Source organism: Lacticaseibacillus hulanensis (assembly GCF_004010095.1).
In the GTDB taxonomy this organism is placed as follows: Bacteria; Bacillota; Bacilli; order Lactobacillales; family Lactobacillaceae; genus Lacticaseibacillus; species Lacticaseibacillus hulanensis.
The window spans coordinates 1-23,597 of record NZ_RRYD01000033.1; the positions used below are offsets into that span (position 1 = coordinate 1).

A 23,597-nucleotide genomic window follows, 5' to 3' on the forward strand; every position below is an offset into this window, starting at 1 on the left:
TGGGCATGCAAAAATCCCTCCGTAATCATCAGATGAATTATGATATTTCATCTGACAACCACAAAGGGATTATCGCAGGTTAGCTTCGGGGGTCTATTTATTTGCACGACAAGAGCACCAACCGCAGCTGGTGCTCTTGTTTTGGCATGTTCGTTACCTAACGAACCTCATGCGTTGCATCGTTCAGCTTAGCGATTTTCATGAGGAATGGTTTTGGTACCATCTCTATGAACTCAGCTTCACGTTCTGGTGCATTTGGATCAATGGACCGTTCTTGGTCAACAAGAACTTGCCCGACTGTAGATAATCCTTGTGGTAAATCTACGCGTAATGGAAAGACACGCTCTTTTGAGGAAATTGCCATGACCTTGACCATGTGTGTAACCCGATAGAAGTCATTTGCAGAAACCACAAGTACAGGACGCTTGCCTGATTGCTCATGTCCTGCAACTGGATTTAACTGAATCCAGTAAATTCCGCCTTGACGCATGGGCACGAGGTGGGCACTTTTTTGCATTGAACTTTCTCCTTTCTGGCCAATCTATGCCTAACTTAGATTACGCAAAAAATCACGCATGCCGGAGAAAAGTTAAATTAGTTCTTTACCAACAGTGTCCCCTGAAAGTGCTTCGTGGGGTTCACCGTACTTGTCAAAGTAAGAATCTGTATCGAATCCCTCAAATAATTGATCGATTTTGGATTTATTCGTCGCCTTTGTAATGGTCAGCTTGCCATCCTGGAATTCTAGTTCGACTGATTGGTTATCCGGATTATCAATGTTTAGCTTTGCCAGCAGTGTCTTTGGAATTAAGATGCCTTGGGAATTACCCCAACGTCTTAGCTTTGTTTCCATCAGTCTTCCTCCTGATTGCTAATGCCCTTGTAGCCATGCCAGTTACTGATTGTGGGTGACGTAGACAATGACCCGCGAATCACGGGAAACTGAATACACAACGTTCAACCCAAGAGTATTTTAACAAATGTTATTCCGCGAGTAAATACCATCGTTCCGTGTCTCTGCCAATGAATACCACAGAACATGTTCTTGCGCCGCCTGCCCGAATGCATTAAAATTGGATAGTTGATGCGATAGTAGCTCACCTGGATAGAGCAACAGTTTCCTAAACTGTAGGTAGCGAGTTCGAGTCTCGCCTGTCGCATAGCTAGTCCGTGAATTAAGCCTGAACACAAAAAACGCCGCGAGCACGGCGTTTTTATTTTGCCCTAAACTTTGTCTAAAAGTAGCTGATTATGGTGGTCAGGCGAACCGATGTTTGCTACAGTTAATAGATAAGCAAAAAAGGGGGCGAATGCTGGGCGGTAGAACTACTGGCTGGCAGTGAACGACCATGATACATAGATTAATCAAACGCTTGTTTACAATTATTACGCTCTTGATGGTACTTAGCCTAGCCTATGCGCTTTACGGCCGCGATGTGGTGCCCGCAAACTGGCACGTGTTCCTCGATCCGGTCAGTTTTGGCGTGATTGCCGTGTTCACAATCTGGGTGGCCGGATGGGTCTACCACCGGCATTTCCGCTACCGTGACTTATCCCTCGAAAAAATCGACGAGATGGACGGCTTTGACTTCGAACGCTTCTGTGCATACCTGCTCAAGCGCAACGGTTACCGGCACATCACGGTCACTCAGGAAAGCGGCGACCAGGGCGTCGACATTATCGCCACGAAGGACAAGGTCAAATACGGCATTCAGTGCAAACGGTACAATGGTTTCGTCGGTAATCGGGCCGTGCAAGAGGTATGGGCCGGGCACCAGTACTATGAACTTGACGGGGCCATCGTGCTCACGAACAGCACATTCTCCGATTCGGCGCAAGAGCTGGCGGATGAACTTGGGGTGCAGCTGATTGACCGTGATGGGTTCCGTAAAATGCTGCGGCGGTTGCCCAGTTAGGCGGAGGTCCGCTGAGGCTGCGGCTGTGCGGCTACTTAAGCACGACCGCCCGCTCGCGGAACTGGCAACCAAAGATTATCCGGGCGGGGGCGTCCTCCGTGTCAACGCGGCGCACACGGACGGGAAGCTTGCGGACTGCGGGTTGTTGGGCAATGCTGATGAAGGTGCCGAGATTCTTCGGCTGGCCATCAGCGCGGGCTTCAAGGATGAAATTATCGTTTTCGAGCCGGTAGCCGGTGATGTTCAACGTGGTGTCCCCGACTTTGGTCTTGAGGGGTGCCTTGGGGTCGAGGTCCGAGGTGAGGGCCCACAGATCGATTGCGCGCATGTGCTTACTTCCTTTCGCCGATTACGTAGGTGACAGGTGTCGATGATTCATTTACAGGATTAAGGTGCGCTAATCCTTGCCATTAAAATTGTCTTTAACATATAATAGGATACCACGAACGTGTTTAGTTCGTGGTATCCTATTACTATATGTTAGACTCAAATTAGGTTTGCGCCTTGGACAAGGTGCAGAAGGGAGCCATTGCGTAGTGGTTGAAGTAGTGATTGCAGGGGCAGTTCGGACCCCAATTGGTAAGTTTGGTGGGGCGCTTTCGAGCCTCAATGCAGTGGAATTGGGGACAGTTGTTGCCAAAGCCGTTTTTGAACGCACCGGGATTGATCCGGAAAAGGTTGACCAGGCGATTTTTGGGAATGTTTACCAGGCCGGATCCGGACAAAACGTTGCGCGGCAGGTCGCCGTGAAGTCAGGAATGCCAGTCACCAGTACCGCAATGACGATTAACGAGGTTTGTGGTTCCGGGCTGAAGGCCATTCGTGTTGGCCAGGCAGCCATTGTCATGGGCGATGCGGACATCGTGCTTGTCGGCGGGACCGAAAGCATGACCAACGTTCCTTACTATGATACCAGTGCACGCTGGGGCGCCAAGTTTGGTGACCGGCAGCTAGTTGATGGTTTGGTGCGTGATGGCCTGCAGGACGCCTTCTCCGGTGTGGCCATGGGGAACACGGCCGAAAACGTCGCTGCTCAGTACAACGTCACCCGTGAAGAACAGGATGAATGGGCTCTTGAATCCCACCGCCGGGCAGTCGCGGCCCAGGACTTCGGCAAGTTCGAAAGAGAAATCGTGCCGGTCGAAATCAAGACGCGCAAGGGCACCGTGGTTGTCAAAGAGGACGAGGGTCCGCGGCGGGACACCAGTCTTGAAAAGCTTGGACGACTGCGCACGAGCTTTGTGAGCACCGGGACGGTGACGGCCGGTAACGCTAGCTCCCTGAACGACGGTGCCAGCGCAATGTTACTGCTGCGCCGGGATGTTGCCGACAAGATGGGCATCAAGTACGAGGCCGTGCTCGACGCGTATGCTGAAGCCGGAGTTGACCCGCAGGTGATGGGTTATGCACCGTACTACGTGGTCAAGCGCCTGCTGAAGAAGACCGGGACGGACAAGGCAGCCATTGACCGTTTTGAACTGAACGAAGCCTTCGCGGCGCAGAGTGTGGCGGTTACCCGGGCACTTGATTTGGATACCACCAAGGTGAACGTTAACGGGGGCGCGATTGCGCTGGGCCACCCACTCGGGGATTCCGGTGCGCGGATTGTGACGACGTTGATTCATGAGCTGCAAAACAGCAACTTGAAGACCGGTATCGCGGCCCTGTGCATTGGCGGGGGCCTTGGCGTTGGGTTCCAGTTGCACTTGGTTTCTAACGACTAGTTTTTGCGAGCGATTGTGACTTTGAATAAGAATGTGGTGCGGTAGTAGCAACGTTACTGCCGCATTGTTGTGGAAGGGGATTTGCGTTTTGCCAAAATTCTATCAGCTATCGCGCAAGGAGCGGCTTGAACAACTAGTCGCCGAGGGTAGCATTGATGAAAATGACGCGAACTACTTACTAGCCAATCACGTGTTGCCGGATGCAATTGCGGGCCATCTGGGCGAAAACCAGCTGGGCCAGTTCGCGCTGCCGTTCGGGATTGCCCGGAAGCTGGTGGTTAACGGCGTGACGCGCAACGTTGCGATGGTGGGCGAAGAGCCCAGTGTCGTTGCGGCGGCCAGCAATGGTGCACGCATGGCGAGCGCTGGGGGCGGTGTGTCCGTCACGATTCCCGCCCACACGGTTGCTGGGGAAGTTGTGTTCGCCGGTGTCGCCGACCCGCAAGCCGCGGTTGCCTTAATCCGCGCACGGGAAGACGATATCTGGGACGCGGCCGCGTACGCGCACCCGTCCATTATCGGGCGGGGCGGCGGCCTGAAAGAAGTGACGGTCGCGGCAATTGCGGATTTTGTGAAGATTCGGCTGCTCGTTGACCCCCAGGCGGCAATGGGCGCGAACATGGTCAACTCGATTGCGGAGGCGGTGGCCAAGATGGTTAGCGGCTGGCTGAAGCAGGCCTCCTTGCTGGCAATTCTCAGCAATTACTCCGATGATCCGGTTGTCGGAACCGTCGATATTCCGGTTGCGGCAGTTGCGACTAAGAACGTTGATGGGCGCACGATTGCCGCAAGAATTGCCCAGGCAAGTGCGTTTGGCCAGCTTGACGTGGAACGGGCCACGACCAATAACAAGGGCGTGATGAACGGCATCGAGGCCGCAACCATCGCGATTGGCAACGACTACCGCGCGGTGGGGACCGCTGCCCACGCGTATGCCGCCCGCACTGGCAGTTACCAGCCACTCACCCGGTGGACAACGGACGGTGCAATTCTGCACGGCGAAATTGCGGTGCCGCTGCAGCTGGGCGTTGTCGGTGGGGCCACGGCGGCCTTGCCCCTGGCGCAGATTGCCATGAAGCTGGGCAAAATTGCGACGGTTGCGGACGCACAGGCCGTGCTGGCGGCGCTGGGCCTGGTCCAAAACCTGGCGGCGCTGCGGGCACTGGTCGGCCCCGGGATTCAGTCCGGGCACATGGCGCTGCAGGCGGGGGCACTGGCGATTGCTGCCGGGGCGCGTGATGCCGAAATCGGCGAGTTAACGCGGCAGCTCCAGGACACAGACAAGACGCTGGCGACGGCAAAGAAGCTGCTGGCAATTATGCGTACCCGCAAGTAACCGTCAGTGACAGGTGCCACACCGGCAAATTTTTCGTTAAGCGTACGCTACATTAACAATTTGCCGTGAAACAAGTGGTAGCATGAATATTATTGATTGACTAGATGAGTTGCTGCGGCGGCTCATTTTGCTGACTGGCGGGAGTCGTTAACAACTGGCGACTGCGGTTGTTATTGGATGCTTTCGCCATTTAATCAGAAGATAGGCGCAGAAAGAGGAGAGAGAATAATGAAGATTGGGATTGACCGTTTGGGATTGTACTCCCCCAACTATTACGTAGACTTAGCTGAGCTGGCCACGGCGCGTGGCGTCGACCCGAATAAGTTCATCATCGGGATTGGCCAAAGTGAGCAGGCGGTGCCACCAGCAGCTGAGGACGTCGTGACGATGGGGGCTAATGCCGCCAGTGAATTTATTGACGACATTGATCAAAGCAAACTCGGGATGGTGATTCTCGGGACGGAAACCGGAATCGATGCCAGCAAGTCCGGCGCGGTCATTATTCAGAACCTTCTGCAATTGCCCAAGCACGTGCGCACCTATGAAATCAAGCAGGCTTGTTACGGCGGGACCGCTGGGCTGATGGCTGCGCGCGATTACGTTGCGGCACATCCCGACCGGACGGCGCTCGTCATTGCGGCCGACATCGCCCGCTACGGCCTCGCCTCTGGTGGTGAAGTAACTCAGGGTGCCGGCGCGGTTGCCATGCTGATTAGTGCTGATCCTAAAATCATGACCATTGAGGATGACTCCGCGTTTCTTAGCGACGACATCATGGACTTCTGGCGCCCGGTCTACACCGACCTGGCGCTGGCGAAGGGAAAGTATTCAACCGAGAAGTACATTGAATTCTTCCAGCAGGCTTGGGCTGAGTATAAGCAAAGCACGGGCCTTGACCTTGCCGACTTTGCCGCAATTAACTGCCACCTGCCTTACACCAAGATGGGGATGAAGGCCCTCAAGACGGTTTTGCCGGACGAAGACGAGCAAACGCAGGCCCGCATTAATGCTCGCTATGCTGAATCGACCAACTACAGTCGCCGGATTGGGAACATCTACACGGGTTCCCTTTACCTCGCGCTGATTAGCCTCCTTGAAAGCAGTACTGACCTGCATGCGGGAGACCGTCTGGGGATGTTCTCGTACGGTTCCGGTGCTGTTGGCGAATTCTACAGTGGTTTTCTTCAGGAAGGCTACGCGACATACCTGAACAAGGATGGGCACCTGCAGCACTTGAATGATCGCAAGAAGTTGAGCGTTGCCGAATACGAGACCATGTTCAACAGCAAGGTGCCTTACGCGGCGGCAGACTTCGCAACGGACACGACGCTGAACACCGGTAAGTTCCAGCTAACCGGCGTGGTAGATCAGGAACGTAAATACGTGCGGCTATAATTTTGAGCCTGCCCTTCTGGCTTAGTGCACGATTGGGGTATTTAATCGCAAAGAGGTGCGGTGGACCGGCGTTCTTGGCGCTGGCGGTGCCGTTATAACAAACTTAAGGTAGCCGATTCGAACCCGCTGGGGGATTTACGCCCGCGGGTCTTTTTTTGTGCTTGCTTAGGTTCGTGCAATCGGTTACAATAACATCATAAGAACGGTTACAAAAAATAAGTAAATGTGGCTAAGGATTGGAGGAAGGACTTATGTCAGGATTGATTAACGCTGCGGATGCGATGATTAAGGTGCTTGAGGACTGGGGCATTCACCAGATTTATGGTATTCCCGGTGGGTCGTTTGACTCGACCATGAATGCATTGCATAACCGGCGCAAGACGATGCGGTACATTCAGGTGCGGCACGAAGAGGTTGGCGCATTGGCGGCTGCAGGCGAGGCGAAAATCACGGGCAAGATCGGTGCCACTTTTGGTTCGGCCGGCCCTGGGGCGGTGCATCTGCTTAACGGACTGTACGATGCACAGCACGACCACGTGCCCGTGCTGGCACTGGTTGGCCAGGTTGGCACCGGGGCAATGAACACGGACTACTTCCAGGAAATGAATGAGAACCCGATGTTCGCGGATGTGGCTGTGTACAACCGGACGGTAATGACGGCCGCGCAGATGCCGCACGTGGTTGATGAGGCGATTCGCCAGGCGTACAAGTACAGTGGCGTTTCCGTCGTGACAATCCCAACTGACCTAGGCTGGGTACCAATCGAGGACAATTACGTCTCTTCCGCCAAACTTTATCAGCAGCCAATTCTGCCGCAGCCGGATCCCGGACGAGTTGACCAGGCGCTCGCAATTCTGGCCGCGGCCAAGCAGCCCGTGATGTACGTGGGCCAGGGCGCTAAGGGGGCGACGGCGGATGTGCTTGCGCTGTCGGAAAAACTCAGCATGCCGATTGTGGTCACGGCGCTCGGCAAGGACATCATCCCGGATGACTACAAGGGCAACATGGGCAGTGCCGGGCGCGTTGCGACCAAGCCGGGGGTGGAAGTGGCCCGGGCGGCGGACGCTGTGCTGTTTCTCGGTTCCGATTTCCCGTTCCAGCCTTACTTCATCAACCCGGATGCCAAATACATCCAGGTGGACATTGACGCCAGCAAGTTCGGCCGGCGCCACACGGTAGACGTCGCGATTTTGGCCGATGCCAAGCAAGTAGCCAAAATGATGCTGGACCGCAGTCAACCACGCAAGGCGACTGCCTGGTACAATGCGGCGCTGGCAGACAAGGCCAACTGGTCGTCCTGGATTCACAGTTTCGGTGAATCCGCCGCGGAACCGATGCGGGTTGAACCGGTTTTTGAACAAATTAACGCCATGGCCACTGATGACGCGATTTTCCAGGTGGACGTGGGGAACGTCACCATCGACGGCATGCGGTTCCTGGACACCAGTAAGAACCAGCGTTTCACCACTTCTGGTTGGTACGCGACGATGGGTTACGCGCTGCCGGCCGCAATCGGGGCGCAGGCGGAGTTCCCGGACCGGCAAGTCTGGTCAATTTCGGGTGACGGCGGCTTCGCCATGGTGATGCAGGATATCATCACGCAGGTCAAATACAAGATGCCAATCATCAACGTTATCCTGAGCAACGACAGCCTTGGCTTCATTGAGGCGGAGCAGGACGACACCCACCAGCCGCACAGCGGGGTTGATCTTCTTCCAGGGGTCCGGTATGCCGAGGCCAGTGCGGCGATGGGGGCCCGCGGTTTTGAGGTGACTAATCTTGCCGAATTAAAGGCGGCGTTTGCGGCGGCGGCCAGTCACCGCGATGGCCCCGTTGTCATCAACGTCCACATCGCCAATGACCGTCCGCTGCCGGTTGAACAGCTGGTCCTCGACGCGGAGACGGCACCGCAGGAGGACGTGGATGCGTTCGTGAAGAAGTACCACGCGGAGGGCCTGATTCCGCTCCGCGAACTACTGGAACACGCCAGCCGTGGTGAGGCTCCAGTGGAGGAACTTGGTGACTAATTCGGCGAGTTATTTCTAGCCCACCCAAATTTTATATGGTATTCTTATGTGAGAAATGGGGGCTTTCGAATGACAGTTCGGGGAAACTTTCAAGGCGCACTTGATGGCCTGGCGTCGGCTGAACGCAGGGTAGCTGAGTATGTGCTCGATAACCCGGAAACCGTGTTATCGATGAATGTGCAAGAACTTGCCGCTGCGGCTGAGACTAGCGCGGCAACGGTTAGCAGGGTTGTGCGGCGCCTCAATTTTGCGGGCTACAACGAGCTCAAGCTGCAACTAGCGGCGGACCTCAGTAACGGCCAAGATGATGCAAGCCTGGATGACGCAATCCGGCAGAATGAGGACCTGCACTCCCTGAAGGCTAAGTTGCTCGCGAACGCCGAACGGTCATTGCGGGAAACGGTCGATCAGGTGCACGACGATAACCTTGATTTGGTGTTGCCGCTGCTGCACGGGGCGCGGCACCTGTTGATATTCGGCGTCGGTGCGTCCTATCTGGTTGCCCAGAACATTGCCCAGAAGTGGTCGCGGCTCGGGTACGCGTGCACCGTGAGCGATGACCTCAACGTGTTCCTGCCGCCCGCAATGGCGACTGACCCCGATAACGCGGTGGTCTGGTTTGTTTCCAACTCCGGCGAGTCTCCTGAGGCGGTGATGGCTGCCAAGCTGGCCCACAGCGCCGGCCTGCCAGTGATTGCGACCACCAAGATTGGTCAGAATTCACTCACGAAGTACGCGGATTACACGTTGCAAACCTCCCAGCCGGTTGAGGGCCACCACCGGTTCGCGGCGACCCAGTCGCTCCACGCGCAGTTCATGTTGGTTGACATCGTGTATTACGCGTTCGTGAGTCGGTACTACGAAGAGGCAGCCCGCTCTGTGTCGGTTTCGCGCGAAGCAGTCGCGGAGTATAAACGCTCACTGCGGAATGGGTTCAAATAAATAGTGATTATGAATGAAGCAGCTAATCGTACGATTGGCTGCTTTTTTTGTATTCATATTTCGGCGAATTTGCTCGCTTCGGAAATATTATTTCTTAAATATTTTAAAATGGTTGAAATGCATTTACTTTAATGCTATTCTGTATTTGTTGATTGGAAGGGTTTTCAATCTATGCGTAAAAAATAGCCCAATTTTGGGTGGCGATTGCCGAATTACCCAATCGATGTTGATGGCGTGAGGATTGTTAAGTCAAAAATGCAAAAACGTCTACGATATTGGTATAGGTGAAATGTTTGGCGGTGATTTTGCCTCTGGACAGTGCGACAATTGCGTGTAGAATCTCATTTATGAAGGGAGGATGCTTATGTTTGGGTTTTCGGTATATCTCAATAGTTCGCTTGATGATTCGACATTGGTATATATCAAAGCGATGCGGCGGGCCGGATTCACCGGTGTTTTTACCTCGCTGCACATTCCCGAAGATGATGCCGGCAAACTGGTGGACCAATTGTCGATTCTGCGTCAGTATTGCGCGGAAGCTAATCTCGAACTTGTGGCCGATGTGTCGCAGGACGGATTCGCCAAGATGGGAATTGATTACACGAACTCAGCGGCAATTAGAGCGCTTGGTTTAAGTGGACTACGCCTTGATTTTGGATTTACCAACGCCGAGATTGCCGGGTTGTCCCGCATTTTGCCGATAGCCCTCAATGCAAGCACAATTAGCGAAACCGATTTGCGTGAATTACGCGAGGCCGGTGGTGACATGAACCGCATTGAAGCGTGGCACAACTATTATCCGCGGCCGGAAACGGGCCTAGATGCAGGCTGGTACGCCCGCAAGAATGAATGGTTACATGATCACGGCATCAAGACGATGGGGTTTGTTCCCGGTGACGGGAAATTGCGGATGCCAATTCAGGCAGGGCTGCCGACTCTTGAAGAGCACCGGGGCGCCAATCCACTTGCGGCGGCCCTTCAGCTGCAGCAGCTCGCCACGGACCGCGTCTACATCGGAGATGAAACCATTAAGGACCACACCCGCAAACAGTTTGCCGCGTACATTCAGAAAGGCAAGCTGCTGCTGGATACGGTCGCGGAATTGCCGGTTCCTCTTTATGAGCGGACCTGGCACAACCGCCCCGATGTTGCGCGGGATGTTGTCCGGTTCGCCGAGTCGCGAGAATTGCAACTGCTCGCCACGAGGCCGGCTGCAACCGGGAAGCGGGTTGCCGGCAGTGTCACCGTCGACAATGATGAATATGGTCGCTATGCTGGCGAAGTTCAAATTGCTCGGCGAGATTTACCAGCAGACAAGCGGGTTAATCTCCTCGGCCAGCTCACTTCGGCCAGCTGTGAATTGTTGCCATTCGTGGATGCGGGGCAAGCAGTGGAATTTTGCAAGCAATAGAGATAGGAGAAACACATTATGACCGAACCGAATTTAGCGGGACTCACGACTGAGACCCGAAATAAGAACACGATGAACCTTGACACCATGAGCGTCCACGACTTTGTTCGCGTCATGAACGCTGAAGACCAAACGGTGCCCGTCAGTGTTAGTCACGCGCTACCAGAAATCGAAACGGCAATTAACGCAATTATTGATTCATTTAACCGTGGTGGCCGTTTGATTTACATTGGTGCCGGAACAAGTGGCCGGCTGGGCGTCTTGGATGCGGCCGAGTGTGTGCCGACGTTCGGTGTTGATCCGGAAATGGTGCAGGGCTTCATTGCTGGCGGCTCAAGTGCCATGACCGTCGCGGTTGAAGGTGCAGAAGATTCACTGGAACTCGGCAAAGCGGACCTGGAGCAGGCCAAGCTGACCGCTAAGGATACGGTGGTTGGCATTGCTGCAAGTGGGCGGACACCGTACGTTGTTGGCGGTCTGGACTATGCGAATGAAGTCGGTGCCCACACCGTGAGCCTAGCTGCCAACAGCGATGCGGTTATTAGCAAGCACGCCAAGATTGCGATTGAGGTTCCCGTCGGCCCCGAGATTCTGACGGGCTCGACACGCTTAAAGTCGGGGACGGCCCAGAAGCTCGTGCTGAACATGCTGTCAACGGGCTCAATGGTTGGCATCGGCAAGGTTTACAAAAACTTGATGGTCGATGTCCGGCCAACCAACGAGAAGCTGGTTGCCCGCAGCAAACGTATCATCCAGCAGGCCACTGATTGCGATGAAGCGACAGCGTCCAAGGCGTTTGCCGATGCGGACCAGAACGTTAAATTGGCAATCGTGATGGTTCTCACGGATTTGGACAAAGACGAAGCACGCGCCCGGCTCGACCGGGGCAAGGGCTTTATCCGGGCGGCAATTAAATAGAGGAATTAATGTTGTGTGTCCGCTATTCCCGAGTGATTCAGGAACTTGCGGGCGTGGGTATACGGGTCAACGCGTGCAGGTGCACGCCGCATCCGTAGTCTAGGAGGATATTATGGCTGAAGATAAATACAGCGTAATGGGCCAGGCCATCTTTGATCATGTTGGTGGGCCAGGCAACGTTGAAAAATTGATTCACTGCATGACGCGTGTCCGGATGACGATTCGCGATTACGACAAGGTCGACATGGAGGGTCTGAAGAAGATTCCCGGCGTGCTCGGCGTGGTCGAGGAAGACACGCTCCAGGTTGTCATCGGCCCCGGTGCCGTCAACAAGGTCGCCCTGGCAATGGTGAACAGCGTCGGGGTTGAACTTGGGGAGACTTTCCCGAGCGAATCCACGCACGCAAGCAACAAGGAGGCCGTTAACGCCAAGGCCGCCGAAGTCCACGCAGCGCAGAAGGCTAAGCTCAAGCAGACCTGGTGGCGCCAGGTTTTGCAGGCAATCTCTGGAATCTTCATTCCACTGATTCCAGTCTTCGTTGGTGCCGGGCTTGTTTCCGGGATTGCCGCGATTCTGTCCAACTTGATGGTTGCCGGAACCATTGGCAAGAACTGGACCGACATTATTACGGTCCTCAAAGTTATCAACGGTGGGCTGTTCAGTTACCTCGCGATTTACGTTGGGATTAACTCCGCAACTCAGTTTAAGAGCACGCCAGGGATTGGTGGTGCCATTGGGGCGATGACCCTGTTGCCAGGGGTAGTCGCACCGGTCACAATCACGAACATCTTCAACGGTCAGCCACTTGCTGCCGGACAAGGTGGGATCATCGGCGTTATCTTCGCCGTTTGGATTGCTTCCATGGTTGAAAGGAAGCTCCACAAGTGGATTCCTGACTCAGTTGATATTATCTTCACGCCAATGCTGACGCTGCTGGTTGTTGGTGCGTTCACCATCTTCCTGGTAATGCCAATCGCGGGGGTTGTTTCTAGCTCCCTGGTTGGTGCAATTCAGTGGGTATTGAGCGTTGGTGGGGCATTCTCCGGGTTCGTGCTCGGGCTGTTCTTCCTACCAATGGTTATGTTCGGTCTGCACCAGATTCTCACCCCAATTCACGTCGAAATGATTGCAAAACTTGGCTACACGCCACTCCTGCCAATTCTGGCCATGGCTGGTGCCGGTCAAGTTGGTGCCGCAATTGCGCTGTGGATTCGAGCACGTAAGAACAAGAAGCTGACTGGATTGATTAAAGGGGCGCTGCCCGTTGGGATTCTCGGTGTCGGCGAACCTTTGATTTATGGGGTTACGTTGCCACTGGGTCGCCCATTCATCACCGCATGTATCGGTGGTGGTATCGGTGGTGCCGTTATTGGTGGCCTCGGCAACATCGGTGCAATCGCGATTGGCCCTTCTGGGGTTGCGCTGATTCCGCTGATTGCTAATGGTAAGTGGCTCGGCTATGTCTTTGGCCTGCTCGCTGCTTACGCTGGTGGTTTTGTTGCAACGTACTTCTTCGGTGTGCCAAAGAGCGCCATGGTTGATGAAGACGAAGAGGTTGCAGTTGCCGCAGATGCACCTGTTGCCACAGTGTCCGCACCGGAACCAGCAGCTGCTAAGGTTGCCGGCAAGGGTGAACTGGTTGCAACCGCAACTGGGGACTTGCTGCCAATGGATCAAGTGAATGATGATGTGTTCAGTAAGAAAATGGTCGGCGACGGCTTTGCCATTAACCCAAGCATGGGGACAGTCGTTGCTCCTGCTGACGGGACAATCGTCAGTGTTGCCGACACGAAGCACGCGATTATGATGACTACGGCTAACGGGATGGAATTACTCCTGCACCTTGGCCTGGATACCGTCGAGCTTGGTGGTAAGCCATTCACAGTTAACGTGAAGGCCGGTGACACGGTGCACGCGGGTCAGCAGATTGCCCTGATGGATCTTGACGCCATCAAGCAAGCTGGCAAGCAAACAACCGTGATTACCGCGGTGACGAACATGGATGCCGTTGACTCAATCACGCCAATTACCGCTGGCAAGATTGACGAAGGAACCCTCGTTCAGACGGTCGTTACTAAGTAAGAGCACACAAAAAGAGTTCAAGACGCTGTCTTGAACTCTTTTTGTGTGCTGCGGAGATTTTAATTAATTCCTACTTCACGTATTCTTTGACCGCGGCAACGAGTGCGGGCACGTTGTTAACGATGGTCCCGTTCAGCTTAATCAGCCCGGTGGTGTAGAGGTTCAGGTAGTGGAACTGGTTCTCGGCAATCGTCGCGAGTGCGGCCAGCTTCTTTGAGTTGGTGGCACCCTGCTGGCGGGAGTCGGTGTACAGGCCAATCATGGGGATGCCCTTCGCGTAGGCGACCCCGATTTCACTGGCAACGCCGGCGTCAATGGAGATGCCATCGAGGACGGCGATGACCAGGTCGCTGCCGACCAGCTCGTCCGTGTCGGCCAGCGCAATCATTTTGGAATCAGCGTATGCCTGCTTGTCGTTAATCGCCGCGTTCTCTTGGGGCAGGTAAATGTTGATGCCCGGAATTTCACTGCGCAGCTGCGCCACAATGTTGGCGTTAAAATCAAAGTCAGCCTGACTAAAGAGGCCGTTAGCAAAATAAATTTTCATGTTTTGGCAAAGTCCTTTCCTGTTCTAGCGTAAACTCAACTTCACAACTGCCTCCACGCGGGCGGTCTCGGGGAACATATCGACCGACTGAATGTAGTCAACGCGGTACGTCTTGCTCAGGTGCACCAAATCGCGCGCAAGGGTGGATGGGTTGCAGCTGACGTACACGAAGCGCTTCGGTTTGGCCCGGAGCAGGGCGGGGATGAACGCGCCCTCAAGCCCGGTGCGCGGTGGGTCCACAATCACGGCGTCGGGCCGGTAGCCTTCATCCAGCCACTTGGGCAGCACGTCTTCGGCTTTCCCGGTAACGTATTCCGTGTTCGTGAAGCCGTTGCGTTCGGCGTTGGCCTTGGCGTCCTCGATTGCGGCGGGAATTGTGTCCATCCCGCGCACGGAGCCGGCCGCGCCGGCGAGTGCGAGCCCGAGCGTGCCGACACCACAATATGCGTCAACCAGTTTGTCGCCGCGGTGCAGGTCGAGGGCGGCCAGTGCTTCTTTGTAAAGCACCGCGGTCTGCTCTGGGTTCAGCTGCAGGAATGCTTGCGGCGAGAGGTTGTAGGCGATGCCGTTGATGATTTCGGTGATGTACTGGGATCCCGCGAGCAGCGTGGTTGTGTCACCCCAAATCTGACTGGTGCGGCCCTTGTTCACGTTCTGGCTGATGCTGACAACGGCGGGCAACTCCGTGGCGATGGCCTCGAGCAGTTTTTCCTTGTGCGGCAGCTTCTGCGAATTGGTCACGAAGGTTACCTGCACCTCACCAGTGGCGGCTGATTCCCGGACAACGAGGGTTTTGATAATCCCGGAGTTGGCTTTTTCATCATACACTGGAATTTGGAGCCGTTCGATGATGGCGCAAAGGCCCGTGATGACCTGCATTGTCAGTTTGCGCTGCGTGGCAAAAGTCTGCAGTGGCACGAGTTCGTGGCTGCCAGGTTTGTACAGACCGGCGCGGACGTGGCCATCCACCATGCGTACGGGGAACTGCGCCTTGTTGCGGTAGTGCAGGGGACTTACGGCGCCAATGGTTGGGCGCACGTCGTAATGCTGCCAGCCGGCGGGTTTGAACTTGGCCAGCGACTGATTGATTACGTCGGTCTTGAATTTGAGCTGGGCCGGATAACTCAGTGCGCCGAGCTCAACGCCGCCGACGTGTCCGTAGTTTGGATCGACGGGGGTGACGCGGTCGGGCGATTGTTTGCGGACACGGTGGGTCTTAGCTTCCAGATACCGGTCGTGCACGGCCGTGACCTCGGCGACCACGACTTCATCCGGCAGGGCGCCGGTCACAAAGGTAATTTTGCGGCGGTAGTACCCGATACCCGCGCCGTTGATGTCCATGCGGCGGATGGTGAGGGGGAAACGGTCGCCGACTTGTACTTCATTTTGCATTGCCAAAGAAATTCTCCTTGATGTGTCCATTTGGTATTGTCCGCACATGGACGATACTCAGTTAAAAACATTATCCCACAAATTGGCAGAGTTCGGTATAATGGTTAAGAGAAAGCGAATTCTTAAGTTCGCGGTGCGGCCGGCGGGTTTTGCCGACCAGGAAAGGATTATGTGATGAAGATTAGTTTTAACAACCCCACCTCCAAGAAACAGAAGGTCACCATTTGGCACAACGACCAAGAACAAATCGTGCCAGCAGGGACAACCATTGATTTGCACGTGCAAAAGGGCGACACCGTCAAGTACCGTGTCGGCAAGTTTGCCGCGGTACATACGATTGATTTCCAGTCAACGAGCGCTCACTTCATCATTGAACCCAACACGAAGTTGCAGGCAATTGCCTTTGGGGTCATCCTGGTTGCGCTGGTGATTTTGTACTTCATCGGCGTAATGGAAAAGACCATCGTCATCGTGCCGGTCGTCGTGGTTTGGCTGATTGGCTATGAAGTCGCCCTCTACAGCAATTCGTACCGGACGAAGGTAGAGCACTGATGTCGAAATTGACGGCGGTGCTAATCTGGGCGCTCCTGATTGTGCTGGCAATAGTGGGTTTTATGCTGCGCAGCGCCGCGTTTTTGGGGACCGTCCTCACCGTGATGTTGACGCTGGTGCTGCTTTCCATCTTGGGCGCCTTGGCCAAGCGGCGCAAATAGCGTGACGGCTGCTCCGCGCTCCGGGGTTTGGCTTGCGGAGACGCGAGCGCATGGCAAACGCAGTGCAGGTTGCTCCCACACCATATTAATTATTCCGCGCATAAAACATGGGGCGTGATCGACAGGTTTTGTCGGTCACGCCCCATGTTTTGGTTCACTGCTACTTTTTCTTCGCCTTGCGCTTCTCCTCGGCCTTGATGGTTAGTTGCTTGAACAAGTTGTACAGGTCCGCGTCGTGGTTATCGGTGCCCCAGTAGAAGGTCGGGACGCCGCTATCGACGGATGGTCGCCCGTTCAAAACGTCGTACATGCCGGTAACGTTCGGGACGGAGGTGATAATGAGGTCTGGCACCTCCTGCGTGTCGGAGTTCATGATGCGGATGGTGCTGGAATCCCTCAGGTAGTTCAACATGTCGCGCGTGATGAAGCTCTGGGCCTCCATCTCGAGCTTGACGTTCAGCGTTGGTGTCGTGTAGAAATCGGCCAGCTCGGGGATGAAGACGGTGAATAGTGACTGGGCAATAGCTGGCAGGTACCGGTGGAACAGGTGACACTCATCCGTTTTCGGTAGGCCTTCAATGTAGTCCGTAATCTTCTTGAGCAGCGGTGCACCACTTTCGAGCAGTTCACTGGTGTCCGCGAAGTCACTTGGCTTGACGAAATTCCCGTCCATGACGTAATACAGGAACACCACTTTGTACATATTGGTCATCAGCACCTTATCCGCACGCAGGTGGAGGGCCTCCGGGTTCTCCAGGTCGGCAGTGAGCGCGTCAAACAGGCCCGTCACGAAGCGGTCGACGGGATTGTTGAAGCTGCTGAGGTATTCACGCAGCTGGGCGCTGGCACGGGTATCCTGGGTGGACATGATGGTTTGGCCGATGCGGGCACAGTAGTAGTAATTACGCTCGGCGTGCAGGGTGCTTTCCGGATAATCAGGGAAGTATTCCTGGGTGAAAACCAAGTTGTCCAGTTCGCCAAAATTCCGTAAGAGTAGCTGCAAGCGCGGATTAACCGTGAAGAAGTGGCCCTGCTGCATCCGCATCAGCTGGACGCCAATGGTGATTATGTTGCGCTTGGTGGCGACACTCAGGTGGTCGATGCCGAGTGCGTTATCGCTTGCGTCATTGATGATGTTGAAAACCTTTTTGACCTGGTCGCGGTCAACGTTGGTAAACGGCCATCCAGCCCCGCGGTAGCCTTCGTTGTAGAAGCTGGTGAGGAGCTGCCGAATTACTAGTTCGCCACCGTGAATTTCCCAGGTGCCGGGGTCGATTTGGATACGATTGTTCTGCAAAAAATCGCGGAAGGGTTCAACCCGCCGGCGCAACGTCGACATGCTGATGCCACATTCACGGCAGAATTCGGTGACGTTAATGCCATCATTCTTGAAGACCCGGTCGAAGAAACAGAAGGTAAGGGAGTTTTGCAGCAGGTGGAAACGGTAATTGTCGACGTGAATGCCCTCGGCCACCTCGTTGAAGGACATTTCGTTTTCCGGCTCGGCATTTTCCACCGCATCCGTCGAGCGTTTGACCATTGAATTCATAACACAGTCTTCGCCGGTGAACGTGTGGTGCTCCTCAAGGTTTGCCTGCATGTGGCGCAGGTCGGCCATGATGTCCTGGTAAGCGTTGTATGTCTGCTGGTACGATAACCCAAGTTGCTTACTGAGCTTGTTAATCGTGAATGGCGCGCCGTTAAGCGATTTCAGTAATTTGAACAGGCGGTACGTCGTGTCGGCGTGCTTGTCAAAAAAGTATGCTTCAAACATAAGGTGCCTCCAGACAATAAATTACCTTAATTATAACATTATTTGACTTTTCCACTACAATTTGGTGAATGTTTGTGCAGCAGGTTATCCAAAAAGATGGTGTTCTTAAAACCGCTTACGTCCCAGTTGCATTTGACGCGGGCGTGGGTGTATTCTACCATTAAAGCAAACGTATGTACGAAAGAGGAAAAACCATGCCAACCATCACGCGGATCACAGCTCAGAAGCGGTCAGGACGCTACAATATTGATTTGGACGGGCATTACGCCTTTCCGGTTGCGGAATCGACGCTGATCAAATACATGCTCGCCAAGGGGATGGAGCTCACCGATGCGGAAGTTGCGGCCCTGCAGCACGAGGATGAGGGCGCGCGTGCCTTCAGCAAGGCGGTCGGTTACCTCGCCAGCACGCCGCGCACGATTCACCAGGTGCAGGTGTATTTGGCGGACAAGGACTTCCCCGAAGAGGCCATCACCAGCGCGATTGACCGCCTCGTTGACCTCAAGTACCTGGACGACCGGGCGTATGCGGCGGAGTTTATCGCCGCAAATGGGCGTGGCGGTGACCGCGGCCCCCGCATGATTCAGCAGTGGCTCAAGCAGCGCGGGGTCGATGACGACACCATCAGCGACGCGCTGGCCAACCAAAGCGAGGCGGATGAACTGGCAATTGCGCGGCGGGTCGCCCACAAGATTCTGCGCAGCCCCGGCAGCCGCAGTTTCGGGGCGCTCATTCAGCGCGTGAATCAGACCCTGATGCAAAAAGGGTTTAGCCACAACGTCATCATGGCCGCCATCGAGGCCGAAAACCCGGAAGAGGATAGCGACCGTGAAGCAGACTTGCTGCGGAGTCAGGCTGAAAAAATTTGGGCACAAAAGCGAACACTTGAGCCATACCAGCGCCGGATGAAGACCAAGCAGAGCCTGTACCGCAAGGGTTTTGACCTGGACGACATCGACCGTGTCCTGGATGATTTGGAATAGTGCTTTTGCATGATGAACACGGGCGGTATATACTTCTAGAGAAGTCAAAAAAGAAAGCTGGGTGTCTCTATGCCGATTCCCAAAGAAGGCGACTATGTAGCCATTCAAAGCTACAAGCACAACGGGAAATTGCACAGGATATGGCGGGACACGATGGTCCTCAAGACCAGCGAGGACGCACTCATTGGGTGTAATGACCACACGCTCGTTACGGAGAGTGACGGCAGGCGGTGGGTCACCCGTGAGCCTGCAATTGTATATTTTCACCGACACTACTGGTTTAACGTCATCGCGATGATTCGTGATGGCGGCGTTAGTTATTACTGCAACTTAGGTAGTCCGTTCACGCTCGACGGCGAGGCACTCAAGTACATCGACTATGATCTCGATGTGAAGGTCTTTCCTGACGGGGAAAAGCGGCTGCTCGATGTTGACGAGTACGAAGATCACAGTCGTTTGTGGCATTACCCGCAAACGACAGATCACATTTTGAAGACGAATGTCCGCATCCTGGTTGACTGGATTAACCACGGGAAGGGTCCGTTCTCCCAAGCGTACATTGATTTGTGGTATAACCGTTACCTGCAGTTGTCGCACCATGCCTGAGTAATACCCAAGAGGCGGCCAATCAGAATGTCTGGTTGGCCGCCTTTTTGCGCAAAAAAAAGCGGCCAGAACTGCGCTTCCGCAATTCCTGACCGCTCGTGATTGGGTATCTAGGGATCGAACCTAGGATTATGGATTCAGAGTCCACTGCGTTACCACTTCGCTAATACCCAATGATGTGTTGCTCAAACAACGTATATAAATATACCTATTAATTGGTCCTTCGTCAACCGTTGACTTTAATTTATTGTGAAAAAAATTCAACAGGTGCGACTTTAGTAACGTTTGTGCAAAATGTGCATTGATTAGTAACGACATCTGCGAAATTCGTGTACACTAGAGTATAGAAGATACTTGGGGGTACCGAATAATGGAAACCAAAGAACCGATTAACAGCCCAGCCCTCCGTTTTATCGGACGGGCATACACTGAGGCGTTTGCATCTGAGAATGGTTCATATCAGGAGGCGTGGGACGAGTTCACTGACAGTGGCGCGTTCGCCAAGCTTGATGCCCAAACGGACAAGCCAAACCGCAGCAGCCTGGTCGTCTTTTCACCATATGGGAGCATGGTTTACTGGATTGGCAGCGTCATGCCGGCTGACACGCCCGTTCCCGCTGGCCTGCAGAAGTATGATTTGCCCGCATACACGGTTGCGCGGCTGGCGAAAAAGTCAACGATGATGCTCACGGCCTACCCCGTGGAGGTGGCAATCCAGCAGGGTTCCACCGCGCTCGACATGGCCGGCTTCCAGCTGCCAGAATACATTGGGCAGACCGCGGCACCTTACTATGTTGAGCGGTACAACCTAAATGATGGCAAGGTAGCAGAGGTTGAGTACACCGTTTACGTTGGTGCCGACAAAGATTACGGTTTCGATGATATTGACTAATACCAAACAAAAAAGTGTGAGCCGCGAAGCTCACACTTTTTTTGCGCCCCAAGTTACGGGAATAGTATTTGGTTTGTGCCGGTCACGTAGAAGACGTAGAGCACGGCGACCAGTGCGTTCACCGCAAACGAAATCAGGATGATGCCGAAGCGGAAGGTGAATGGGTGGTAGGTTCCAGACCAGTACCGTGCGCGACGGCGGCCGTTGAACCTGATTGCAATGATCAGCAGCAAGACTGTGACTATGATTTGAACGCCCGCACCCACTGTGATTAATGCGCTTGTCCCGCTTTGGGCTAGAAAAAGGTAGCATGCGGCGGCGAACGCATCGAGAATAATTGCGATAATTGTCATGGTGGCTCCTCCCTCGATATTACTATTATTATCGCATATTGAGTGCCTTTGGAAAATCACTTTCGCTGTCCGGCAGCGTAAGTGGTTTTGCTGAGTTAGACCAGTGGCGTCGCTCCGCGTTGTGGGGTTTGGCCTCCGGGTCCGGGCTGGGCCTCGGGTGTGCTTCGCCGTGGTCGCTGTGGCGGTCGTCTGGAGCCGGAAAACCGCCGTCTCCAGACTAAAAATTTAGCTTTGCATCGTCGCAGTTAGTATTTAGCGCTTAAGATACTTAGCATGTTGACGCTCGTTTCCTCTTGTAACCTAGACCTGACAGCTCCTCACACAAATCTAAATTTTTCCCTCAAGAAAACACGATGTGCCAACTGCAAAAAACGCAGTCGTCACATCGTGTTTTCTTGTTGCCACAGCTGGGCGGCACACCCGAGACCCAGCCCGGACCCTCCGGCCAAACCCCACAACGCTCCGCTGGATAATAGTCAAAAGCTCGGTCATTTCCAGGTGGCAACAACATTAGGTTAATCGTTCGAGGGTGAAAGACTCAGATTTGATAAATCCTTTATGCTCTGCTGAAGAAACCTCGGTAAGGTTTTCTTTTAACCACGTCGTAGCGACTGGGCGGGGTCGGTGCGCGTGTAGTGCGGCTGGGATTTTCCTGTGAAAGCTATGGTGAGAGAAGACCAATGCGTTTTTTGCATTGGGCTTCTCCACACCATAGCCGGCAAAAATTAAGACCCGTCAGGAAGAGCAAAGTTTCCCAGCAGGTCTTAACAATACGTATTAAGTTTGTGACCCTAAAAACCAGATTCGGGGCTCAATTTTTAGGTTGAAGACCCCGAACTTGGGGCTTCAACCGGCCGCACGGACCGCGACCGGCCCCGCCCAGTCGCGGTCCCTGTACCACTCAGTACCCATCAAGTACAAAACCACTGACGATGCCGGACAGCGTGAGCCGTAAGCTATCCTTACAGGTTCTTGTCCATGTTGAAGGTCAGCTGGGACAGGTTAATGCCTTCCATGATCATTTGGTTGATCTGGTCCTTCACCCCGGCCTTGGTTGTTGCCACAATCTTGTGGTTTGCGTCGGTCAGGAAAGCGGTGAGTTCCTTGCCCGTAAGTTCAGCAGCCGCTGCGTCGGTAGCTGCGACGTGCTGGCGGTACTGACGGTATAGCTCGGTCAAGAAGTCGCGGTTTTGCTGGATGAACTTGCTGTAGTGGCTTTCGGTGAGCATCGATTGCGTCCGGAACAGCCAGTAAGCGGAGTCCGCGTCGACGTCCATCTTGAGCGGCGTAGTCTCGTAGGATGGGTCGGTGTCGTTTGCGTTCGTGTAGAAAGGAACGTACGGGCTGAATTCTGGGTAGCCCAGGTTCAGCCACATGAGTCCGGCCAGGCCTTCGTCTTCGGTGTCGCGCACCTGCAAAACGTGGGAGTTCTGCGTCCGGTTGAGGCCGATTGGGCGGTAACGCAAACGGTCCGCATCGCTGCCGTGGCCGAGTGGGTCAAAGCGGGTCTCGTTGTAGTGGCTACCCAGGATTTGGGCGATGTCTTCAACCGCAATCTTGTGGTCGGTGTACATAATGAAAGGCAGCTCAGCTGATTCTGGTTCTTCTGGGACTTCTGGGTTCAAAATGTGGTGGGCGTACCAAACACGTGGGGTGTTGTAGTGGCGGTCCTTCTCGTTCATCGTGCCGAAGATGTGGCGGAAGTTCCAGCCAGTCTTGTCTGGGTTCAGGTGGTTGTCAGCGACGAATTCCTGAATGCCGGCACTCCAGGCGAAGTTGTCGGTGTCGTTGAAGTCGACCTGCTGGATGGCAACCTGGTTAGCCGCAACGGCGTAGGCATCATCGGGAATGCGCTGCGCAACCCAGTGGTGCCCCGTGACGATTTCCATGTACCAGACGTTATCCTTGTCCGAGAACAGCACGGAGTTACCAGCGGGGGAGCCGTACTGCTTGATCAGCTGGCCCAGGTACTCAACCCCGTGACGGGCGGATTCAATGAAGGGGAGGGTCATGTTCACGATGAGGTCTTCATCGAGGCCGTCCTTAACGAGTGGGTCGATGGCCAAAGTCCGTTCGTTACCGTACGTACTTTCCGTGGCGGACATGGCCACGTTCTTCTCGTTAATCCCGCTTTCTTCGTAATCACCTAGGTGGGCATTGTCCACGTTCGGCACGGCGTTGTAACGGTAGCCGTTTTCTGGCAAATCCGCCTCGAAACCGTTCAGTGGTGACTTAACGTGCAGACCTTTTTGGCCCTTCCAGGCTGGATGCATGTAGAAGCGCTGCGGTGTGAGCGGCAGGAAAGTGTCGTCGTTACGCGCAATCAATGTGGTGCCGTCCAAGCTGGCATTCTTACCAACCAGGATGGAGGTGCAGGCTGATTCAGTTGTCATAGAATTAACTCCTCTTTTATAGCCCCAATGGCCGTTATTCCCCGGCGGCAACTAATTGCTCGGCCGCCGCCAGCTTATACTTCCTATTTACGATACTACGCCGATGATTGGTAAAAGCAATATGGGCGGCCCCAGATGTTGGCAAACCGTAACTTCTGCACTGCTTAAGCGTTGTAAAACTGCATTACCCAT

The 23,597-nt window shown here is 54.4% G+C and carries 22 protein-coding genes and 2 tRNA genes; 15 read left to right on the forward strand and 9 right to left on the reverse strand.

Features of this window, described 5'->3' with window-relative positions; all coding sequences use genetic code 11:
- Positions 1 to 157: 157 nt before the first annotated feature.
- A complete protein-coding gene (locus tag EKN00_RS08840; protein WP_241559485.1) occupies positions 158 to 517 on the reverse strand; it encodes a type II toxin-antitoxin system PemK/MazF family toxin in 360 nt (119 codons plus the stop codon).
- A gap of 72 nt (positions 518 to 589) precedes the next feature.
- The gene (locus EKN00_RS08845) at positions 590 to 853 is read right to left on the reverse strand and encodes an AbrB/MazE/SpoVT family DNA-binding domain-containing protein (RefSeq protein ID WP_127849771.1); all 264 of its coding nucleotides are present in this window, start codon (positions 851 to 853) and stop codon (positions 590 to 592) included.
- 233 nt (positions 854 to 1,086) lie between these two features.
- Here EKN00_RS08845 and EKN00_RS08850 point away from each other — a divergent pair.
- Both EKN00_RS08850 and EKN00_RS08855 read left to right on the forward strand, forming a co-directional pair.
- Positions 1,087 to 1,160 (forward strand) — tRNA-Arg (locus tag EKN00_RS08850).
- Positions 1,161 to 1,352: 192 nt separating this feature from the next.
- On the forward strand, positions 1,353 to 1,916 hold the full coding sequence (locus EKN00_RS08855; protein ID WP_127849799.1) for a restriction endonuclease: 564 nt from the start codon (positions 1,353 to 1,355) through the stop codon (positions 1,914 to 1,916).
- Positions 1,917 to 1,947: 31 nt separating this feature from the next.
- Here the strand turns inward: EKN00_RS08855 and EKN00_RS08860 are convergent, their stop codons facing one another.
- Positions 1,948 to 2,244, reverse strand: coding sequence for a hypothetical protein (locus tag EKN00_RS08860; protein ID WP_127849772.1), 297 nt, complete (start codon positions 2,242 to 2,244; stop codon positions 1,948 to 1,950).
- A gap of 208 nt (positions 2,245 to 2,452) precedes the next feature.
- Between EKN00_RS08860 and EKN00_RS08865 the strand changes: the two genes are divergently transcribed.
- The 8 genes from EKN00_RS08865 (at position 2,453) to EKN00_RS08900 (ending at position 13,752) form a co-directional block, all read left to right on the forward strand.
- Positions 2,453 to 3,640, forward strand: a complete 1,188-nt coding sequence (locus EKN00_RS08865; RefSeq protein WP_127849773.1) for a thiolase family protein — start codon at positions 2,453 to 2,455, stop codon at positions 3,638 to 3,640.
- A gap of 88 nt (positions 3,641 to 3,728) precedes the next feature.
- Complete coding sequence (locus EKN00_RS08870; RefSeq protein ID WP_241559487.1) at positions 3,729 to 4,976, forward strand: hydroxymethylglutaryl-CoA reductase, degradative; 1,248 nt, start codon at positions 3,729 to 3,731, stop codon at positions 4,974 to 4,976.
- Between the two features lie 228 nt (positions 4,977 to 5,204).
- Positions 5,205 to 6,371, forward strand: coding sequence for a hydroxymethylglutaryl-CoA synthase (locus EKN00_RS08875; protein WP_127849775.1), 1,167 nt, complete (start codon positions 5,205 to 5,207; stop codon positions 6,369 to 6,371).
- A 251-nt stretch (positions 6,372 to 6,622) separates the two neighbouring features.
- Positions 6,623 to 8,398 carry a pyruvate oxidase gene (spxB, locus tag EKN00_RS08880; RefSeq protein ID WP_127849776.1) on the forward strand — a complete coding sequence of 592 codons (1,776 nt, stop codon included), beginning with the start codon at positions 6,623 to 6,625 and terminating at the stop codon, positions 8,396 to 8,398.
- Between the two features lie 69 nt (positions 8,399 to 8,467).
- Positions 8,468 to 9,340, forward strand: a complete 873-nt coding sequence (locus EKN00_RS08885; protein WP_127849777.1) for a MurR/RpiR family transcriptional regulator — start codon at positions 8,468 to 8,470, stop codon at positions 9,338 to 9,340.
- Positions 9,341 to 9,704: 364 nt separating this feature from the next.
- Complete coding sequence (locus tag EKN00_RS08890; protein ID WP_127849778.1) at positions 9,705 to 10,751, forward strand: MupG family TIM beta-alpha barrel fold protein; 1,047 nt, start codon at positions 9,705 to 9,707, stop codon at positions 10,749 to 10,751.
- An 18-nt stretch (positions 10,752 to 10,769) separates the two neighbouring features.
- Positions 10,770 to 11,669: an N-acetylmuramic acid 6-phosphate etherase gene (gene murQ, locus EKN00_RS08895; RefSeq protein ID WP_127849779.1), complete on the forward strand. Its 900-nt coding sequence runs from the start codon at positions 10,770 to 10,772 to the stop codon at positions 11,667 to 11,669.
- A 112-nt stretch (positions 11,670 to 11,781) separates the two neighbouring features.
- Positions 11,782 to 13,752: a glucose PTS transporter subunit IIA gene (locus EKN00_RS08900; RefSeq protein ID WP_127849780.1), complete on the forward strand. Its 1,971-nt coding sequence runs from the start codon at positions 11,782 to 11,784 to the stop codon at positions 13,750 to 13,752.
- Between the two features lie 70 nt (positions 13,753 to 13,822).
- Here the strand turns inward: EKN00_RS08900 and EKN00_RS08905 are convergent, their stop codons facing one another.
- Together EKN00_RS08905 and rlmD are read right to left on the reverse strand one after the other, a co-directional pair.
- Positions 13,823 to 14,299: a nucleoside 2-deoxyribosyltransferase gene (locus EKN00_RS08905; RefSeq protein WP_127849781.1), complete on the reverse strand. Its 477-nt coding sequence runs from the start codon at positions 14,297 to 14,299 to the stop codon at positions 13,823 to 13,825.
- Between the two features lie 24 nt (positions 14,300 to 14,323).
- Positions 14,324 to 15,691, reverse strand: coding sequence for a 23S rRNA (uracil(1939)-C(5))-methyltransferase RlmD (gene rlmD / locus EKN00_RS08910; protein ID WP_127849782.1), 1,368 nt, complete (start codon positions 15,689 to 15,691; stop codon positions 14,324 to 14,326).
- 174 nt (positions 15,692 to 15,865) lie between these two features.
- Here rlmD and EKN00_RS08915 point away from each other — a divergent pair, with 174 nt between their 5' ends.
- Both EKN00_RS08915 and EKN00_RS10875 read left to right on the forward strand, forming a co-directional pair.
- Positions 15,866 to 16,243: a hypothetical protein gene (locus EKN00_RS08915; RefSeq protein WP_127849783.1), complete on the forward strand. Its 378-nt coding sequence runs from the start codon at positions 15,866 to 15,868 to the stop codon at positions 16,241 to 16,243.
- The gene (locus tag EKN00_RS10875) at positions 16,243 to 16,404 is read left to right on the forward strand and encodes a hypothetical protein (RefSeq protein WP_164848087.1); all 162 of its coding nucleotides are present in this window, start codon (positions 16,243 to 16,245) and stop codon (positions 16,402 to 16,404) included. The genes EKN00_RS08915 and EKN00_RS10875 overlap by 1 nt, the downstream gene beginning before the upstream one ends.
- Positions 16,405 to 16,564: 160 nt before the next feature.
- On the opposite strand, the gene EKN00_RS08920 is transcribed toward EKN00_RS10875, so the two are convergent.
- A complete protein-coding gene (locus tag EKN00_RS08920) occupies positions 16,565 to 18,178 on the reverse strand; it encodes a helix-turn-helix domain-containing protein (protein ID WP_127849784.1) in 1,614 nt (537 codons plus the stop codon).
- Between the two features lie 194 nt (positions 18,179 to 18,372).
- On the opposite strand from EKN00_RS08920, the gene recX reads away from it, so the two are divergent.
- Entirely contained in the window at positions 18,373 to 19,161 is a 789-nt protein-coding gene (recX, locus tag EKN00_RS08925) for a recombination regulator RecX (RefSeq protein ID WP_164848088.1), read from the forward strand.
- Positions 19,162 to 19,230: 69 nt separating this feature from the next.
- Positions 19,231 to 19,767: a nucleoside tri-diphosphate phosphatase gene (gene ntdP, locus EKN00_RS08930; protein WP_127849786.1), complete on the forward strand. Its 537-nt coding sequence runs from the start codon at positions 19,231 to 19,233 to the stop codon at positions 19,765 to 19,767.
- Between the two features lie 102 nt (positions 19,768 to 19,869).
- On the opposite strand, the gene EKN00_RS08935 is transcribed toward ntdP, so the two are convergent.
- Positions 19,870 to 19,940: transfer RNA gene (locus tag EKN00_RS08935), tRNA-Gln, on the reverse strand.
- 197 nt (positions 19,941 to 20,137) lie between these two features.
- Here EKN00_RS08935 and EKN00_RS08940 point away from each other — a divergent pair.
- Positions 20,138 to 20,659 (forward strand): hypothetical protein, encoded by a 522-nt coding sequence (locus EKN00_RS08940; RefSeq protein ID WP_127849787.1) that lies wholly within the window; start codon positions 20,138 to 20,140, stop codon positions 20,657 to 20,659.
- A 53-nt stretch (positions 20,660 to 20,712) separates the two neighbouring features.
- Here the strand turns inward: EKN00_RS08940 and EKN00_RS08945 are convergent, their stop codons facing one another.
- Both EKN00_RS08945 and EKN00_RS08950 read right to left on the reverse strand, forming a co-directional pair.
- Complete coding sequence (locus tag EKN00_RS08945) at positions 20,713 to 21,012, reverse strand: hypothetical protein (protein WP_127849788.1); 300 nt, start codon at positions 21,010 to 21,012, stop codon at positions 20,713 to 20,715.
- Positions 21,013 to 21,974: 962 nt separating this feature from the next.
- Entirely contained in the window at positions 21,975 to 23,405 is a 1,431-nt protein-coding gene (locus EKN00_RS08950; protein ID WP_127849789.1) for a C69 family dipeptidase, read from the reverse strand.
- Positions 23,406 to 23,597: the final 192 nt, after the last annotated feature.

Bases quoted from the DNA above. Each gene is read 5' to 3' on its own strand.
- EKN00_RS08840 (WP_241559485.1), bottom strand. From the start codon at position 517: ATGCAAAAAAGTGCCCACCTCGTGCCCATGCGTCAAGGCGGAATTTAC.
- EKN00_RS08845 (WP_127849771.1), bottom strand. From the start codon at position 853: ATGGAAACAAAGCTAAGACGTTGGGGTAATTCCCAAGGCATCTTAATT.
- EKN00_RS08860 (WP_127849772.1), bottom strand. From the start codon at position 2,244: ATGCGCGCAATCGATCTGTGGGCCCTCACCTCGGACCTCGACCCCAAG.
- EKN00_RS08875 (WP_127849775.1), top strand. From the start codon at position 5,205: ATGAAGATTGGGATTGACCGTTTGGGATTGTACTCCCCCAACTATTAC.
- spxB (WP_127849776.1), top strand. From the start codon at position 6,623: ATGTCAGGATTGATTAACGCTGCGGATGCGATGATTAAGGTGCTTGAG.
- EKN00_RS08885 (WP_127849777.1), top strand. From the start codon at position 8,468: ATGACAGTTCGGGGAAACTTTCAAGGCGCACTTGATGGCCTGGCGTCG.
- EKN00_RS08890 (WP_127849778.1), top strand. From the start codon at position 9,705: ATGTTTGGGTTTTCGGTATATCTCAATAGTTCGCTTGATGATTCGACA.
- murQ (WP_127849779.1), top strand. From the start codon at position 10,770: ATGACCGAACCGAATTTAGCGGGACTCACGACTGAGACCCGAAATAAG.
- EKN00_RS08900 (WP_127849780.1), top strand. From the start codon at position 11,782: ATGGCTGAAGATAAATACAGCGTAATGGGCCAGGCCATCTTTGATCAT.
- EKN00_RS08905 (WP_127849781.1), bottom strand. From the start codon at position 14,299: ATGAAAATTTATTTTGCTAACGGCCTCTTTAGTCAGGCTGACTTTGAT.
- rlmD (WP_127849782.1), bottom strand. From the start codon at position 15,691: ATGCAAAATGAAGTACAAGTCGGCGACCGTTTCCCCCTCACCATCCGC.
- EKN00_RS08915 (WP_127849783.1), top strand. From the start codon at position 15,866: ATGAAGATTAGTTTTAACAACCCCACCTCCAAGAAACAGAAGGTCACC.
- EKN00_RS10875 (WP_164848087.1), top strand. From the start codon at position 16,243: ATGTCGAAATTGACGGCGGTGCTAATCTGGGCGCTCCTGATTGTGCTG.
- EKN00_RS08920 (WP_127849784.1), bottom strand. From the start codon at position 18,178: ATGTTTGAAGCATACTTTTTTGACAAGCACGCCGACACGACGTACCGC.
- recX (WP_164848088.1), top strand. From the start codon at position 18,373: ATGCCAACCATCACGCGGATCACAGCTCAGAAGCGGTCAGGACGCTAC.
- ntdP (WP_127849786.1), top strand. From the start codon at position 19,231: ATGCCGATTCCCAAAGAAGGCGACTATGTAGCCATTCAAAGCTACAAG.
- EKN00_RS08940 (WP_127849787.1), top strand. From the start codon at position 20,138: ATGGAAACCAAAGAACCGATTAACAGCCCAGCCCTCCGTTTTATCGGA.
- EKN00_RS08945 (WP_127849788.1), bottom strand. From the start codon at position 21,012: ATGACAATTATCGCAATTATTCTCGATGCGTTCGCCGCCGCATGCTAC.
- EKN00_RS08950 (WP_127849789.1), bottom strand. From the start codon at position 23,405: ATGACAACTGAATCAGCCTGCACCTCCATCCTGGTTGGTAAGAATGCC.